This is a genomic window from Planococcus sp. RAB007_Raresut (assembly GCF_057369535.1).
Genome location: NZ_JBXYIF010000002.1, coordinates 426201 through 443139 on the forward strand (window position 1 = coordinate 426201; position 16939 = coordinate 443139).

Consider the following 16939-nt stretch of genomic DNA (forward strand, 5'->3'; position numbering starts at 1 on the left):
CGGGCAGTCTGAAAAGGCCGTTTTAGTTTCTGGAAGTCTGCGCATCTTCAAGCCATTGCTCCCAGTCTTCATACGTCGTGCCGATATAGTATTGGTTTGCTGTATTTTCAAGATGTCCAAGACCGCGTCCGCCGATGACAAATTGCAGTTCGGGTTTGACGGCTGTCAATGCGTCTATATATTCGTGGGCCACAGGCAGAAGCCGTTCATGGCCAATGGACATGCAGGCCAATCTGAAATCCTGTTTTCCAACCAGTTCCGGCAGGCCTTCAAGAGGCGTATCGGGGCCGATGTAGGCCACTGGGTAACCCCGTTCCCGGAGGAATAAAGTGAAAAGGAGCAAGCCGAGCTGATGATGTTCGCCGCTCGGACAGAATGCCAAAGTTTTCGGCAAGGTGTCGGAAGTCGGGAAAATACGGAAAAATTGAGTGAAGCGTTGCAGTACCATGTGGCTCAGCATATGTTCGTGCGCCACGGTAAGCGTGCCGTTTTCCCATTCTTCCCCGATGCGCACCATCAGCGGCGCCAAAATCGAAAAGAACACAGTGCGGTAATGGAACATCGAGAAATTCAAATCCAATAAATACTGGAATCGTTCACTATCCATTTCCGCGCCGGCATTATAAAGTTCTTCGATTTGCTTATCATATTGATTGGAAGCTTCAGGGGTAGGAGGCAGTTCAGCGGCAGTCTTCACAAACTTCTTGCGCGAAGCATGCAATTGTTTCACTGCTTCACTGATTTTGATGCCGTTCTCCTGAACTTGGATTTTAAGCCACTTCAAATCCTCCAGATTCTGGTCAGAATACAGGCGGTGGCCAGACTCTGTGCGGGCTGGAGTGATCGCATTATACCTTGTTTCCCATGAACGGATCGTCACCTTAGGCATATCAAGGATCTTTGCAGCAGCTTTTATATTGTACATGGCATGACCCACATTTCTATAAGTTAGTTGTATATTTATTATACAAGTACTTATACAATGCGTAAAGCTTTAGGGGTCAAGGGTTTTCGTAATAAAAAAGAGAAAGAGGCTAAGCTCTTTCTCCTTTCAATTTATTCTATTAAGATCTCACACATCTGCAGTTTTGACAGCGCGTGAACGCTGCCATGCCAGCGTGATGAAGATGGTGATTATCAGCATGATCAAACCCAGGATGAACGGGAAGATGATATTGACGTCATACAACATGCCCGCAAGCAGTGGACCGGCGACATTGCCGATACTCATATAGGCGTTGTTCATGCCCATTGCGAAGCCGACTTCACCGTCAGCCATTTTGGAGATCAATGTATTCAAAACAGGACGCAGAATCGATGTCGCAAGGAAGATGACAAGCGAAACACCGAAGAACATCGCGTAGCTGCTCGCGAATAGCGACAGCAGGAAGCCTAATGCGGCAACACCGAGGAAAGACACGAGAATCGCGACTTCACCAAAGCGGCGTACAATACGGTCGACGATGAACAATTGCACGATGACACTGACAATACCGGTTGCCGTAATCATGAATGCGATATCTTTGGCAGTCGAAGCGAATTGATTGTCCAGATAAAGGCCGACAACAGATTCATAGGCAAGTAAACCGAAACTCATTACGAGCGTGATTATCAAAGGAATGAAATACTGTTTCTTCGTGGAAGATGCGATCTTGGACAGCATCGATTCCGTTTGCGTCATGTCGATGGCAAGTTCAGGGTCGGCTGTTTCAGCGTCACTGTCTTTCAACAGGACAAGTGAAAAGACGACGGCGCCAAGTGACACAAGCGCGGATACAAGAAACGGAAGTTTCAGGCTGTAATCAGCCAGGAACCCGCCGATTCCCGGACCGACAACAATACCGAGTGACATTGCGGCCGAAACCAGGCTTGTGCCTTTCGCGCGCTGGTCGAAAGTCGTGATGTCAGCGATATAGGCGAAAATGGCCGGCACGAGCATTGCTGCGCCGATCCCGCCAATGATGCGGGAGAAGTAAAGCACCCAAATAAGATCGGAAGCATAGAAAACGAACATTGACAGAGTCAATCCGGCAAGGCCGTAGATGATCATTTTCCGGCGGCCGTATTGGTCCGCCCATTTTCCGGCAATTGGCGAGAAAAAGAACTGGGCAGCGGCGAAGATGGCGATCATAAGACCGGCGGCCGTTCCTCCCTGGTTGATCGATTCAAGATATGAAGGGAGAATCGGGATGATGATCCCGAAACTTGCGATGGCGATGAACATATTGATCATGAGAATGATGATTTTTTTGCGTTGATCTGCTGACATGGTGTGCCTCTTTTCTTATTTTGTGGGAAGTTGCCGTTTGGAGTTTCTACTATATATAGCCAGGCAACAACATTAAATACGGAGAATCGGGTTGAAGCTTTATTTTTCACATGAATTTCATATGTAGGAAAGGAAGCGGAGAAAGCTCAATTGTCATTCATTACCTATAAATTTTTCACGCTCAATTTTACATATTATGCCGGCTCCATGATGTTGTCAATTAGTTGAACCTCGTTCAAATGAAAAACTGAACCTTTATGTTAAAGGTTCAGCTTCGGGTGTTTCATTGGCGTTGGTATAAGCCACAGATTTTGCATTATTCGTTTTGCGCCAAGCCATGGCAATCGACAGAGTGACCACCAAAAGACCAAGGCCAAGGATGAACGGATAGTTGATGTTGACATCAAACAGCATGCCTGCAGAAATCGGGCCGAGGACGTTGCCAAGGCTCATGTATGCAGTTGCCATACCCATGGCAAAGCCGATTTCGCCGGCAGCCATTTTCGATACTAGAATGTTAAGCACCGGACGAAGGATAGCCATCGCCAGGAAAATCACAAGCGAGACGCCGAAGAAAGCGCCATAGCTTCCAGCTGTCAGGGAAATCAGGAATCCGACAGTGGCGAGACCCAAGAAAGCGATCATCGTTTTCACTTCGCCGAAACGGCGGACGAGACGGTCGACCACAAAGAATTGAACCGTTACGCTGACAATTCCGGTAGCCGTAATCATCATGGCGATATCCGCTGAAGTTGAACCGTATTGCGTCGTCAAATACATGCCGATGACAGATTCATAAGCAACGAGGCCGAAGCTCATGATGAAAATGATCACCAATGGGATGAAGTAAGGCATCCGGGTGGAGCGGCCGATTTGTTCAAGCATTGACTCGTCTTTTGAAAATTCTTCCGCCTGCTTTTTGCTTTCTGCGTTAGGAACAATTTCTTTCAGCATGATCAAAGAGAAAATCATCGCGCTGAATGTCACCCCTGCAGCGATCAAAAACGGCAATTTCAAGCTGATGTCGGCCAGGAATCCGCCGAATCCAGGTCCAATGACAAGTCCGAGCGACATGGATGCCGTCACAAGGCCGGTCCCTTTCGCGCGCTGAGCTGCAGTGGTGATGCCGGCTACATATGTGAACACTCCCGGTATAAGGAAAGCGTCACCGATACCGCCGACTACGCGGGAAGCGTAGATGACCCAGATCGAATCAGTCGAGTAGAACATAAGCATCGAGATCGTCAGTAATGCAAGACCAAGGATAATCACTTTGCGGGGACCGTATTTATCGGCCCAGCTGCCGCCGAGTGGGGAGAACAAAAGCTGTGCACCTGCGAAAATCGCGATCATCAGGCCGGCTGCTGTGCCGCCTTGTCCGATGGATACCAGATAAGCGGGGAGAATAGGAACAACAATTCCAAAACTTGCTATAGCAATAAACATATTGATCATCAAAATGGACATTTTTTTACGTTGGCTGTTAGACAATTAAAATAGCCTTCTTTCACTTTAAAATTATTGTACAAACGCTAATCGTTTTGACAACTTTTCATATATTATGATAGATAACCCCTAAAGTCAACGAGATAAACTCATATTTTTATCATAAATTTAGCGTATTATATTATTGTATAAAAGGAATTTTCTAATAATTTCTGAAAGCTTGATTTCAAGGCATTTCGAATTAATTCGTGTCTCTAAGTTATAGGGAAATACTTAAAATATGTTTCAATTTTGTGAATGGACAGGTGAATTGAAAAGGGCTGACGAAGTATTTATTAATACAACGATATTTAGGGTATAGGTAAACCGTCTAACGCTATTTATTTTAGTGAACAAAGGGGATGGAGAAATGGACAAGCGATTCGATCGTATCAAAGCGCCAAAATTACAGGAACGGGTTGTCAGTGCCAAAGAGGCGGCTTCGTGGATTCAAGACGGCATGACACTTGGATTGAGTGGATTCACGCAAGCGGGGGATGCCAAAGCGGTGCCGTTGGCGCTGGCAAAACGCGCGGACTCCGAAACCTTCAAGGTGAACGTTTATACGGGGGCTTCGCTCGGTTCGAATATCGATACTGTATTTGCACAATCCGGCATCGTCAACAAAAGGCTGCCATTTCAGTCAGATCCAGTGATGCGCAGAAAGATTAATGAAGGCGCAATGCTTTATACGGACCACCATTTATCACATACAGCTGAATGGATTCGGGACGGCGTTATCCCTTCAGTGGATTTTGCCATCATCGAAGCGATTTCGATTACCAAAGACGGAATGATCATTCCGACGACATCTGTCGGAAACTCGGCGATTTTTGCCCAGCATGCGAAGAATGTAATCGTGGAAATTAATACAGAACAGCCGGAGCGTCTATACCGTCTGCATGATATTTATGATCCAGGCACACATGAAGGACGAAATCCGATTCCGCTGACTCACGTTGCGGACCGCATCGGCACGACGGGAATACCGGTGGACATGGAGAAAATCAGGGGGATCGTCTTTACGGACCATATTGATTCGCCGTCGACAATCGTGCCGCCGGACAGCGAGACAGAAGCGATCGCCAGCCATCTGCTCGCATTGCTGCGTTCGGAAATCAAGGCAGGGCGGCTGACGGAAAAGCTGGCACCGATACAGTCGGGAGTTGGCTCTGTTGCCAATTCCGCTCTCCGGGGTTTGATCGATTCCGAGTTCCATGACCTTGAAATGTATTCGGAAGTTTTACAGGATGCGGTGTTTGACTTGATCGACGCGGACAAACTGCGTTTCGCTTCGGGTTCGGCCATTACACTGTCCAAAGAGAAGATGGCTCAGGTCTATTCGGATTTTAAAAAATATGAAGATAAAATTGTTTTAAGGCCACAGGAAATCACCAACCATCCGGGACTCATCCGCCGGCTCGGTTTGATTGCGGTAAATACGGCTCTGGAATTTGATATTTACGGCAACGTTAACTCGACCCATGTTTCCGGAACAAAAATGATGAATGGCATCGGCGGATCCGGTGACTTTGCCCGCAACTCACGACTGTCGATTTTCGTCAGCAAGGCGACAGCCAAAGGGGGCAATATCTCAAGTGTTGTACCTTTTGTTCCGCATGTCGACCATACGGAACATGACGTGGATGTACTGATTACCGAGCATGGCTACGCGGATCTTCGCGGGCTTGCTCCGAGAGAACGCGCAGGCTTAATCATCGAAAACTGCGCGGATCCGATGTACCGGGATCAATTGCGCAGTTATTACGAAGAAGCGCTGACTCGCGGCGGCCAGACCCCGCATGTTCTTGAAAAAGCTTTTTCCTGGTATCAGCGCCTCGCCGAGACAGGAAGCATGCTCGAAAAATAATCCCGGCATCCTTCTGCACCATTGATTGACAAAATGCATTATAATGAAGCAATCAGTTTGAACAGGAGGATTTGTATGGAAAAATTCACATTTGGTTCGCTGCTGGACGTCATGGGGGAATTGTTCTCCGATGAGATTTCCATTGCAGTGGCGGACACGGAACAATATATCTATTACAGGCCGAGTAAGCGCATCGATTTAAAAATAAAACCTGGTGACCCGGTAAAAGAAGGCACCATCGCACACAAAGCGCTGATGACCAATCAGAAAGCATCCGAGTTCATCGACCGCGAAGTGTTCGGTGTTCCTTATCATGGTATGGCTGTGCCGTTTGAAGAAAACGGGGAGCTGCAAGGCTGTGTCATGGCGATCTATCCTTCATACACTGAAGGAAAATCAGTGGTGACTGTGAAAAGTCCCGATGGCTGGAAGCCAGTGCCTTTCGATGACGTCGTCTGCCTTGAAGTGAAGGACCGGAAAACGCATATCCACGCGGCGGGCTTTTCGGGCACGAATAAAAACTCACTCCAGGAATTCGAATATACGCTGCCGCGGGAAACGTTCATCCGCTGCCACCGTTCTTTCATCGTAAACGTCCATCATATAGAAGAAATCTATCCGGATACCCATTCGACCTTCGTGCTCGCGATGGACAACGGCAGCCGCATTCCGGTCAGCCAATCCTATTCGAGTTATTTCAGGAAGCTGCTGGGGTTTTAAATTATAATAAATCTGTGAAAATCCCTTGCTTAAAGCAAGGGATTTTCTGCTTTAACGCAATAACTGCTAATCCGCACACCAATCACTCAAGACGCTCTCTGAATAGTTTAAAATTATCTAATAATTAACGCCGGAATCTGCCTTTATTCCCCATCATCACAATGAAAACGCTTTATTTTTATGGCAGACGGATTTTTAAACCTTAAAAACCTTCCAGAAAGAGAGTGATTGGTATGACAAATAAAAATAACCGGATCAAAGCAGCAGAACTTCAGGAGCGTGTGGTTTCACCACAGGAAGCGGCTTCTTGGATACAGGATGGCATGACACTTGGGCTTAGTGGCTTTACGCGCGCTGGTGACGTGAAAGCGGTGCCTTTCGCATTAGTGGAGCGGGCGGAGTTTGAAACTTTTAAAGTGAATGTATTCACAGGTGCTTCACTCGGTTCGGATATCGACCGCCTGTTTGCGGAATCGGGAATCGTTGGCAAGCGTTTGCCGTTCCAGGCTGAACCTGCCATGCGCAGTAAAATCAATTCGGGGGAAATGTTCTTTGTCGATCATCATCTTTCCCATACAGCTGAATGGGTGCGCTCCAATGTTATTGAACCGATCGATTTCGCCATCATTGAAGCACTGTCCATTACTGCTGACGGCATGATCATTCCGACCACTTCTGTCGGCAACTCGGCTGTTTTCGCGAAACACGCGCGCAATATTATCGTGGAGATCAATATGGCACAGCCGGAATTATTCGAAGGATTGCATGACATCTACGATACCGGCAAACAAGGTGAACGTGATCCGATCCCGTTGACGTCTGTTGAAGACCGCATCGGAACAATCGGCATTCCGGTGGACATGGAGAGGATCCGCGGCATCGTCTTTACGGAACAGAAGGATTCCCCGTCGAATATCGTGCCGCCGGATGCGGAAACGAAGATCATGGCTGATCATCTGTTGGAATTTTTCCGTTCGGAAATCCGCGCCGGCCGCCTGACTGAAAAACTGGCGCCGCTGCAGTCCGGCATCGGTTCTGTTGCGAATGCCGTGCTGCACGGCATGATCGACTCTGAATTTGAAAACCTCGAAGTCTATTCCGAAGTGCTGCAGGATGCGGTATTCGACTTGATCGACGCAGGCAAAGTGGACTTCGCTTCCTGCTGTTCGATTACATTATCCGAACCGAAAATGAAACAGGTCTTTAGTGAATTTGAAAATTACCGTGATAAAATCGTCATGCGCCCACAGGAAATTTCGAACCATCCAGAGCTGATCCGTCGCCTCGGTCTGATCTCCATCAATACGGCACTTGAATTCGATATTTACGGCAACGTCAACTCGACGCACGTGTCTGGAACAAAAATGATGAACGGCATCGGAGGTTCTGGAGACTTTGCCCGCAATGCGCGTCTAGCTATTTTCGTTACGAAGTCCATCGCCAAAGGCGGCAAGATTTCGAGTGTCGTACCGTTCGTTTCGCACGTTGACCACACAGAACATGATGTCGATGTGCTTGTAACTGAACAGGGCTATGCAGATCTTCGCGGCCTGGCACCTCGCCAGCGCGTCGAAGTGATTATCGAAAACTGCATCCATCCCGATTACAAAGCGCAGATGCGTGAGTATTACGAAGAAGCATTGACACGCGGCGGCCAAACCCCGCATGTTCTTGAGAAAGCATTCTCTTGGCATACTGCACTTGCTGAAAAAGGTTCGATGCTGCAGGAAAAAGAGCAATTGGTATAAAAGAGCGGCTTCGTTTAATTTCATATTAAATTTAAAAAGAGCCAGCTCCCTTTTATATAGAAGGAAGCTGGCTCTTTTGATCAGTTATTTCCATACACTTCGGCCGTGCTGCGGGTATACAGCTCAATGATATGGCCGAAAGGATCTTCGGCATATACGAGATAATGCGGCTTGCCTTTATTGATGTTCCAGATTTTGCTGCGCTGCTTGCCGCCATTTAACACAACTTTTTCAATCGTTTCCACAATATCTTCGACAATGAGGCAAATATGGAAAAAGCCGGCGTGTGGCGATGGCTTTTCGTCGGCGAATTCGGGTTGCTGAAACTCAAATAACTCCAGCCCGACACCGCTGTTGGTCATCAGGTGGACATTTCGCATCTTCTTCACTTCAGGTCCCTGGAGATCCTGTGTCATGGTGAAGAGTTCTTCATTCTTTTCATCGAATTCGAAAGGGCCGGCCAGTATATAGAAGCCGAATACCTTGCTGTACCAGTCGATGGCGCGGTCCAGGTCAGGCACCGCCAGGCCGATATGAGTGACTACTGAAGTCATATGTAAAACCTCCTCTATAATTTCTGATACCCGCAAGAATAGGCTTTTAAGCCTTCTAAAAAGCAGAGTTTTCTGTTTAAACGAAAATAGTTGTTGTAAACCGTGATCTTTAGTATTATAATAAGCAATTGTGAAATTCGAAATGAGGGTTCTAATAATGAAAAATTCCATATATGGATTGACGATAGATCAACTAAAAGAATGGTTCCTGGAAAATGGCCAGAAAAAGTACCGTGCTGAACAGGTATGGGACTGGTTATATATCAAACGTGTAGCGCAGTTTTCTGAAATGAACAACCTGAGCAAGGAAGTTATTCAGCTGCTGGAAGACAATTTCGCTATCCGTACATTGGAACAAGCGGTAAAACAGGAATCTGCAGACGGCACAATCAAATTCCTTTTCCGTCTCCAGGATGGCAACTTGATTGAAACGGTTCTAATGCGCTTTAAATATGGAAACTCGGTCTGTGTTACGACACAGGTCGGCTGTAATATCGGCTGCAGTTTCTGCGCCAGCGGACTATTGAAAAAGAGCCGCGATTTAAACGCGGGCGAAATCGTTGAACAGATCATGCAAGTGCAGGCGCATTTCGATGCTCAGCAAAAAGAAGAGCGCGTAAGCCACATCGTTGTTATGGGTATCGGCGAACCGTTCGATAACTACACGAATTTGATGGACTTCCTGCATGTGGTCAACTCCCAAAAAGGCCTTGCCATCGGAGCTCGCCATATCACTGTTTCAACAAGTGGTATCGTTCCGAAAATCTATGATTACGCGGATGAAGGCCTGCAAGTCAACTTGGCTATTTCAATCCATGCACCAACAAATGAATTGCGTACGCGCATCATGAAAATCAACAAAGCCTATCCAATCGAGAAATTGATGGCGGCTATCGATTATTACCTGGAAAAATCCAACCGACGCATCACGTTCGAATACATTATGCTGCGTGACGTTAACGACCATGTGGAAGAAGCGAATCAACTGGCGAAACTGCTTGAAGACAAGCGCCATCTTTCATACGTTAACCTGATTCCGTATAACGCGGTCAGCGAACACGATCAATATCAGCAAAGCACACCGGAAGCGATTGCGGCTTTCTACGATGCATTGAAGAAAAAGGGCATCAACTGTGGCGTACGCCATGAACAAGGCGCAGATATCGACGCTGCTTGTGGCCAATTACGAAGCAAACAAATCAAAAAAGAGAAAAAACCAGCTACAGTTTCATAACGAAAAGAAACAGCCCCCGAATTTTTTCGGGGGCTGTTTTTATTTGATAGGCAAAATAAGAACCGCTTTTCGTTACTTCCCACCAGACGACAAGTTAATTCCCTGGATAAAGTATTTCTGAAAGAAGAAGAACAGCAGGATGACGGGCAGGAGCACAAGCAGCGATCCGGCCATCAGGTAATTCCATTGTGTACTGAGCTGCCCTTTGAATACGGCAAGCCCAAGTTGCAGCGTATAAAGATTCTCATCATTCAAGTAGAGCAGGGGACCGAGAAAATCGTTCCATGCGCCGTTGAATGAAAAAATTGCTACAGTGGCAAGCGCCGGCTTCGTCAACGGAAGGCCGATCTTCCACCAGATATAGAAATGGCTTGCGCCTTCGATTTTCGCGGCTTCAATCAATTCGGTAGGTATCGTCATATAAAATTGCCGCAGCAGGAAAATATAAAAAGCGCTTCCGAAGAAATGCGGAACAATCAGCGGATAGTACGTATTGACCCAGCCCAAATTTGCAAACAGCACGTATTGTGGAATAAGCGTTACAAATCCCGGAATCATCATCGTCGACAACACAATGGCGAACCAGACCCCTTTGCCGCGGAAAGGAATCTTCGCAAATCCATAAGCGATGAAGGAATTGGCAAGCACACTGCCGATTACAACAAAAGTCGTGATGGTGATTGTGTTAATTGTATAGGTGGTGAATGGCGCAGCCTGCCATGCTCTGATGTAATTGGCCCATTCCCATGATTCTGGAAAGAAGGAAGGGGGATAAGACATGACTTCCGCCATTGTTTTAAGCGAAGTCGCAAACATCCACCAGAGCGGTGACAAGATCAACAAGCTGCCGGCTGCGAGTAGAACGAAATTAAACAAACGCCACATATTATTGCGGTTGCCGCGATGTTCCCAGTAACGCGGCTTCGTATTTATAGCAGATTTGCTTTCAGCTTTTTCCGCGTCAGTTACATAATCTGTCCGGTCATCTGTTTTAGCCATTTATTTCTCCTCCCCTTCATAATGCACCCAGCGGGGAGCGAGTTTCAGATTGATGAGGGTCAGGACAAAAACGATGACGAATAGAATCCACGACATGGCCATGGCGTATCCCATATCAAAGTTTTCGAATGCCTGATTCCACATATAGAGGTTATAGAAAAGCAGTGAATTGGCCGGTCCGCCTTCACCGTTGCCCGACATGATATACGCTTCCTGGAAAATCTGGAAACCGCCGATGAGGCTTGTTACGACATCAAAGAAGATAACAGGCGTAATCATCGGGATGGTGATATGAACAAATTGGCGCCACCGGCTGGCACCGTCAATTTCCGCCGCTTCGTAAAGGGATTTGGATACTCCCTGCATGCTCGCCAGGTAAAGAAGCATAGAACCGCCGACACTCCAAAGTTTCATTAAGATAAGTGAAGGTTTGGTCCAATCGGGATCGTAGAGCCAATTGGGTCCGTCGATGCCGACCCAGCCAAGGAGCAGGTTCACCATCCCCGTTCCCGGTTCAAGCAATTGCATCCATAGAAGATAGACGCCAACGCCCGAAAGCACGGCAGGCAGATAATACAATGTCCGAAAAACACGGATGCCCGGCACATCCTGGTTTAATAACGCTGAAATGAAGATGGCGCCCAGTGTCGTCAAAGGAACTGAAAAAGCGACATAATAAATTGTGTTCCAAAGGGAAGTCCTGAAAAGACCATCATCAACGATGAGCGATTGATAGTTTTCCACTCCGACAAAATCCATTCTCGATGTAATATTATAATCTGTAAAACTTCCGGCTAAAGAGAACAATAATGGCCCAGCGGTGAAAGCGAAGAAGCCGACAATGAACGGCATGATGAAAATATAGCCGTAGATACTTTCCTTACGCCTGATGGTCAATCTCTTTTTTCCCAAAGGACTTCCCCCCGTTTACTGGTTTTTCTGGATAAGATCTTCAACATCCGCTTGTGCCTGTGCAAGCGCTTCTTCAGCGGTCATCGAACCAAGGAAGAATTCATCTACATGCGGATTGATGTAATTATAAAATCCTGGCGCTTCGACGGGGGCAGGGGTCAGCAAAGTATTTTCCATACTTTCGACGGCCATCTGATAGACCATCTGTCCTTCTTCAGACAGTTCGCCGGATTCTGCTGCAGCTTCCGCGGCTTCAATATTGGCTACATTATCAAAGTTTTCAACTGCCCAATATTCCTGTGCTTCAGCGCCAGTCAGATATTCTATGAATGCCCATGCCGCTTCAGGATCACTTGATCCTTCCGGTATTTCAGCGACAAACCCGCCGCCCCAGCTGGTGTGGCCGCTTCCAGGCTCGTACTCAGGCAGTGGCGCGACACCGAAGTTCAGATCTTCGGCATACTCGCTGATTTGTGTATAGAAAGTTGGCTGCTGTACGAGCATCGCCAGGTCACCGCTGAAGAATGGATTCCCTTGCTGGCTGTCAATTTGTGCCTGGTACGAATTGACGACATCTTCGCCAATCCGATCTCTCCAGGAATTGAGCCAATTAAGCACTTCCACATTTGTTTCCGTATTGATGTTTACATTATCGACGTTATTATCTTCGCCGAAATAGTTTTCGCCATTTGCGTTAAGCAGCCATACATCATAACCGACGCCCCATAATGGATAAAAACCGAGTCGGTCATAATCGTCGCCGTTTTTCACATCGAGCTTAGCAGCGTATTCTTCAAGCTCTTCCCAAGTTGCCGGTGGATCTTCAGGATCGAGGCCGACTTCTTCAAAAGCATCTTTATTGTAGAAGAGAACCCGAGTGTCGGTGTTGAACGGAATGCCAAAGGAATCCCCTTCGTAAAGAGTGGCATTCCAAAGTTCCGGATAGAATTTATCCGAGAAATCGTCATCCATGAATTCCGAAAGATTCATCGCCTGATTTTCCTGTCCGCGGATTGCGGTAGCGTTAATATCATTGATGACGACATCCGGCGGATTTCCTGCAGCAATTGCCGCAAGCTCTTTAGTCCAGATATCCCCCCACGGGCTGTAAGTATGCTTCACTTCGATTTCATCCTGGGAAGCGTTGAAGTCTGCCACAATCTTATCTATCACTGGCCGTCTAAGTTCCGACCCCCAGAATGACCAGAAGTCGACGACTGTTTTGCCGTCTTCATTTGTTTCTCCTTCGCTGCTGTTATTTGTCTGGAAACCGGCACAGGCACTTAGCATTAACGTGGTGCTTGTCAGTACCAATAAGGGCATACGCAATTTTTTCATCAGCTCAACACTCCTTTTATTTAATAAAAAATAAATTCCTAAAAAACTTCGACTTCCGAAGTTATAGGTATGTTTGTTCCTTTTTGAAAAATTCCGTGTCGCTGTCAGTAAATATAATAAATTAACTAAAAATTCAATTTACTTATTGAATAGAAGTATACAGCACTTCTCCTTCCAATTCCAACCCAGATTTGTAATTTACAAATAACTCTCTATAATTAAAATAAAATGAGTTAAGGGGAGTCGTAAATGGCTGAGATAAAAATCAATAATCTGGGTAAAAGATATGATAAAGGCGCTTTAGCTGTGACCGATTTTAATCTTCATATAAAAGACGAAGAGTTCATCGTATTTGTCGGGCCATCCGGCTGCGGTAAGTCAACGACATTGCGGATGATTGCGGGATTGGAAGAAATTACGGAAGGCGAATTCTTCATTGATGGCAAACGTATGAATGATGTTGAACCAAAAGAACGGGATATTGCGATGGTTTTTCAGAACTATGCTTTATATCCCCATATGACCGTCTATGAAAACATGGCTTTTGGACTAAAATTAAGAAAGTTTAAGAAGCCTGAAATCAAACGCCGTGTTGAAGAGGCAGCCAAGATTCTTGGCCTTGAAGATTATCTAAACCGGAAACCGAAAGCATTATCAGGCGGCCAGCGTCAGCGTGTCGCTCTCGGCCGCGCGATTGTACGGGATGCAAAAGTATTCTTAATGGATGAGCCTTTATCAAACCTGGATGCCAAATTGCGTGTGCAGATGCGCGCGGAAATCGCTAAATTGCACCAGCGCCTAAAAACGACGACAATTTATGTAACCCACGACCAGACAGAAGCGATGACAATGGCGACTCGGATTGTCATTATGAAAGACGGCGTCATTCAACAGGTGGGCACGCCGAAAGAAGTTTACGATTTTCCGGCCAATCGCTTCGTAGGCGGATTTATCGGATCCCCGGCCATGAACTTCTTCGAAGGAACAATCTCTAACGGGAACTTTCTCGTCGACGATAAAACAGTGGCGATTCCGCCTGAAACGGCAGCACTGTTGAAAGACCTTGGTTACGACGGCAAGCCGATTGCGCTGGGAATTCGTCCGGAACATATTCATGTAAACAATGAAGACCTCAGCGGTGTGCCGGCAAGTGAGTTCGAAGCTGAAATCACTGTGTCTGAATTGACCGGAGCGGAAACCATCCTTTACGCCGTATATGCCAACCAGGAATTCATCGCGCGCGTTGATGCGGACACAACAATTGAAGCGGGCCACACCGCAACACTGGCTTTCGATATGTCGCATGTCCATTTCTTTGATATTGAAACAGGAGAACGTTTGAAAGCCGCAGAACTGCAAGCGGCTGGAGAAACAGTATAATTATTTTCGGTCAAGCCATTCCTTTTACAGGAATGGCTTTTATTCATTTCAGAGAAAAATTCAACCATTTTTAAAAGAATTTTCAAACAATAGGGTAGGGGCGTGTTTAGATTTTATTCTTTAGGGAAAATAAAGTAATAGACATTTTTGGAAAAGGAGTGGTGATCTTGATGGTAAAAATCGCAGTTGAAGAACCGTTTACATCCGTACAGCAAGCATTAGTGAAAAAGGGGTATAAAGCAGTAATGCTGGAGGATAAAACCGAGGCTACAAGCTATGATTGTGTCGTTGTTCGCGACAAAGAGGATTTTGCTGATTTCCATATGAATGCTCCATTGGTGGAAGCGAAAGGCCGCACGCTTTTCGAAATCGTTGAAGAGGTCGAAGAACGTCTGGTGCGCAGCGGTAAAATTATGCCTCCATCTCCAATCACATCGGACAATAAGTCAGGTGGCGGCGGCGGATTTATCGCCGGAGCAGCAACGGGTGCATTGATTGGCGCAGCTGCTGGTTTAATGCTGGCACCGAAGAGCGGCAAGGATATGCAGCAAACCGTGAAAGATAAAGCCGCTGAAATGAAAGAGAAAAAAGAGGCGAAAGCTGAATCGAAAGACGATTCTGGCCCAGGCAAAATGGATCAAGTGAAAGATAAGTTTGGCCAGGTTAAAGAAAAAACTAGCGGCGTCACTGAAAAAGCAAAAGGCAAAGCGGATGAGCTGAAAGCGAAGCGCGAAGAAAAGAAAGAAGAAAAAGAATTGAAGAAGCAGCAAAAAGCTGTTGAAAAAGAAGCGAAAGAAGAAGAAAAAGCTAAAAAAGAACATGAAAAAGCTGTGAAGCAAGCAGAAAAAGAAGAAAAGAAAGCTGAAAAAGAAGAGAAGAAAGAAAGCGGCGGCATCGAAGTCGTCGAGTTCGGCAGCTCAGCTGTCGAAAAAAATGACAGCGGTGATGTAAACATCCACCCTGCCGGCAAAGATAAGAAGTAATGATGAAACCGGCGCCTCCGGATGGGGGCGCTGTTTTTTTTCGTTTTTATTTTAAGATAGTGCAGCGAAAACTCGGATTCGCAGGGCGAATGTCCGAAAATAAAATTTACTCCCAACTTTAGTGCATTTACTCCCAACTTTCCCCGTTTTACTCCCAACTTTGCTTCAAATACTCCCAACTTCGACCGAAATACTCCCAACTCGCTCAAAGTGAATATTTTGCATCTTTAAATTTCCCTTCTTTCTTCAAATCCATACTGTTTAATAGCCTGCTGACAAGCCGATGATCATCCACACACAAAATCTCCCGCCCCAGCCGGTTCGTCATGGGCTCGCCGGTCAGCAGGAACCAATCGCGGATCGTATGGATGTGAGCATTTTTATCCAAAACGCCGCAGCCTGGGCACACCCAAGCTCCATAGCGCCGCACCATGCCGATCCGGTCACATGCGGCACACCAGACGCCGCGGCGCATCGCCTCGATAGGATATCTTGCATCGTCACAAAGTGGCTTCGAAACGAAATGGACCAGCGCCGCAATCATCATGTCCGCGAGCTCCTTCATTTCATCCAGACTGAAGATGGCTTTCTCTACCGGCAGCGTGTAAAGAAACCGGGGCAGCTGGTGCGAGAAAATGATGGGCTGCGAAGCCGGTACATTTTCAGCAATTTGTTTGGAATAGGATAAGACCAGTACAGAGCGCGCCGGAAACAACATCTCCCGCTCTCTCAGCCACTCTTCCAGCAGCCATTCATTGTCAGCCATCTGTTCGAGTGGCGATTTCCGTCCAATGACAGTTCCGTCGTCTTTCATCTGCAGCATCTGGACAGGGTGGCTGTTAAAAAGCATACGGCCATTCATATTCTTCACTTCAAAAACAATTACGCCCCACCGGGTAATCATCACTGAATCCATCTGAAATATACGGAACGATTTCAATCTGATGTTATGCAGCATCAGATGCGGAAACGTCACCCGGCTCGCCGCGTAATAATGGTCAAAACGCTCTTCGCCGGCTTGCCCGGCAACTTCCGCGTAATGATCCTTTTCGGCTTGTCCGTAATGGGCATGCCGTTTCGGCAAACGCCGCAGCAATACTTCCAACTCTTCTTTGGTTCGCGATCCCTCGCGCTCTTTCCGAATCACCGGCATCCCTCTTTTTTTGGTTTGAATAAAAAATTATAGAACTTTAAAAGTACAGAAGGTTTTAAATGTGTGAATTGTGGCCCAGATTCGAGTAGCCAAGCTCTTCGGGTCATAAGCCACTATAGTGCTCCTGATTTTGCATAGCAGCGCTGTTTCGTCGCAAAGAAATATCGCTTTTTACTTTGACCATAGCACTTAACCAGATCCGTGCCCATCCTTTCATTTAAAATAAAAATTTGATCGCCGTATAGGCACCAAAAATAGAATTTACGCCACAAAAAATACACCGCCCATAACGGG

Annotated in this window: 14 protein-coding genes; 6 read left to right on the forward strand and 8 right to left on the reverse strand. The window is 46.6% G+C overall.

Annotated features, from left to right (window positions below):
- Window positions 1–22 precede the first annotated feature (22 nt).
- The 3 genes from AC2Q9J_RS06075 to AC2Q9J_RS06085 all read right to left on the reverse strand — a co-directional run bounded on the left by AC2Q9J_RS06075 (window position 23) and on the right by AC2Q9J_RS06085 (window position 3760).
- Entirely contained in the window at window positions 23–925 is a 903-nt protein-coding gene (locus AC2Q9J_RS06075; RefSeq protein ID WP_499038085.1) for a MerR family transcriptional regulator, read from the reverse strand.
- Between the two features lie 147 nt (window positions 926–1072).
- Complete coding sequence (locus AC2Q9J_RS06080; protein WP_499038087.1) at window positions 1073–2269, reverse strand: MFS transporter; 1197 nt, start codon at window positions 2267–2269, stop codon at window positions 1073–1075.
- Window positions 2270–2524: 255 nt separating this feature from the next.
- The gene (locus AC2Q9J_RS06085; protein ID WP_499038089.1) at window positions 2525–3760 is read right to left on the reverse strand and encodes an MFS transporter; all 1236 of its coding nucleotides are present in this window, start codon (window positions 3758–3760) and stop codon (window positions 2525–2527) included.
- Between the two features lie 364 nt (window positions 3761–4124).
- Between AC2Q9J_RS06085 and scpC (AC2Q9J_RS06090) the strand changes: the two genes are divergently transcribed.
- The 3 genes from scpC (AC2Q9J_RS06090) (at window position 4125) to scpC (AC2Q9J_RS06100) (ending at window position 8092) form a co-directional block, all read left to right on the forward strand.
- A complete protein-coding gene (gene scpC / locus AC2Q9J_RS06090; RefSeq protein ID WP_499038091.1) occupies window positions 4125–5624 on the forward strand; it encodes a succinyl-CoA:acetate CoA-transferase ScpC in 1500 nt (499 codons plus the stop codon).
- Between the two features lie 75 nt (window positions 5625–5699).
- Entirely contained in the window at window positions 5700–6344 is a 645-nt protein-coding gene (locus AC2Q9J_RS06095) for a LytTR family DNA-binding domain-containing protein (protein WP_499038093.1), read from the forward strand.
- Between the two features lie 233 nt (window positions 6345–6577).
- A complete protein-coding gene (gene scpC / locus AC2Q9J_RS06100) occupies window positions 6578–8092 on the forward strand; it encodes a succinyl-CoA:acetate CoA-transferase ScpC (protein ID WP_499038095.1) in 1515 nt (504 codons plus the stop codon).
- 80 nt (window positions 8093–8172) lie between these two features.
- On the opposite strand, the gene AC2Q9J_RS06105 is transcribed toward scpC (AC2Q9J_RS06100), so the two are convergent.
- Window positions 8173–8646 carry a VOC family protein gene (locus AC2Q9J_RS06105; protein WP_499038097.1) on the reverse strand — a complete coding sequence of 158 codons (474 nt, stop codon included), beginning with the start codon at window positions 8644–8646 and terminating at the stop codon, window positions 8173–8175.
- Between the two features lie 157 nt (window positions 8647–8803).
- Here AC2Q9J_RS06105 and rlmN point away from each other — a divergent pair, with 157 nt between their 5' ends.
- Window positions 8804–9880: a dual-specificity RNA methyltransferase RlmN gene (gene rlmN / locus AC2Q9J_RS06110; RefSeq protein WP_499038099.1), complete on the forward strand. Its 1077-nt coding sequence runs from the start codon at window positions 8804–8806 to the stop codon at window positions 9878–9880.
- A gap of 72 nt (window positions 9881–9952) precedes the next feature.
- Here rlmN and AC2Q9J_RS06115 read toward each other — a convergent pair whose 3' ends face one another.
- The 3 genes from AC2Q9J_RS06115 to AC2Q9J_RS06125 all read right to left on the reverse strand — a co-directional run bounded on the left by AC2Q9J_RS06115 (window position 9953) and on the right by AC2Q9J_RS06125 (window position 13129).
- A complete protein-coding gene (locus AC2Q9J_RS06115; RefSeq protein WP_499038274.1) occupies window positions 9953–10765 on the reverse strand; it encodes a carbohydrate ABC transporter permease in 813 nt (270 codons plus the stop codon).
- Between the two features lie 114 nt (window positions 10766–10879).
- Window positions 10880–11791 (reverse strand): carbohydrate ABC transporter permease, encoded by a 912-nt coding sequence (locus AC2Q9J_RS06120; RefSeq protein WP_499038101.1) that lies wholly within the window; start codon window positions 11789–11791, stop codon window positions 10880–10882.
- Between the two features lie 15 nt (window positions 11792–11806).
- Window positions 11807–13129 carry an ABC transporter substrate-binding protein gene (locus AC2Q9J_RS06125; protein ID WP_499038103.1) on the reverse strand — a complete coding sequence of 441 codons (1323 nt, stop codon included), beginning with the start codon at window positions 13127–13129 and terminating at the stop codon, window positions 11807–11809.
- 249 nt (window positions 13130–13378) lie between these two features.
- On the opposite strand from AC2Q9J_RS06125, the gene AC2Q9J_RS06130 reads away from it, so the two are divergent.
- Entirely contained in the window at window positions 13379–14509 is a 1131-nt protein-coding gene (locus AC2Q9J_RS06130; protein WP_499038105.1) for an ABC transporter ATP-binding protein, read from the forward strand.
- A 170-nt stretch (window positions 14510–14679) separates the two neighbouring features.
- The gene (locus tag AC2Q9J_RS06135) at window positions 14680–15492 is read left to right on the forward strand and encodes a YkuS family protein (protein WP_499038276.1); all 813 of its coding nucleotides are present in this window, start codon (window positions 14680–14682) and stop codon (window positions 15490–15492) included.
- A gap of 205 nt (window positions 15493–15697) precedes the next feature.
- On the opposite strand, the gene AC2Q9J_RS06140 is transcribed toward AC2Q9J_RS06135, so the two are convergent.
- The gene (locus tag AC2Q9J_RS06140) at window positions 15698–16639 is read right to left on the reverse strand and encodes a nuclease-related domain-containing protein (protein ID WP_499038107.1); all 942 of its coding nucleotides are present in this window, start codon (window positions 16637–16639) and stop codon (window positions 15698–15700) included.
- Window positions 16640–16939: the final 300 nt, after the last annotated feature.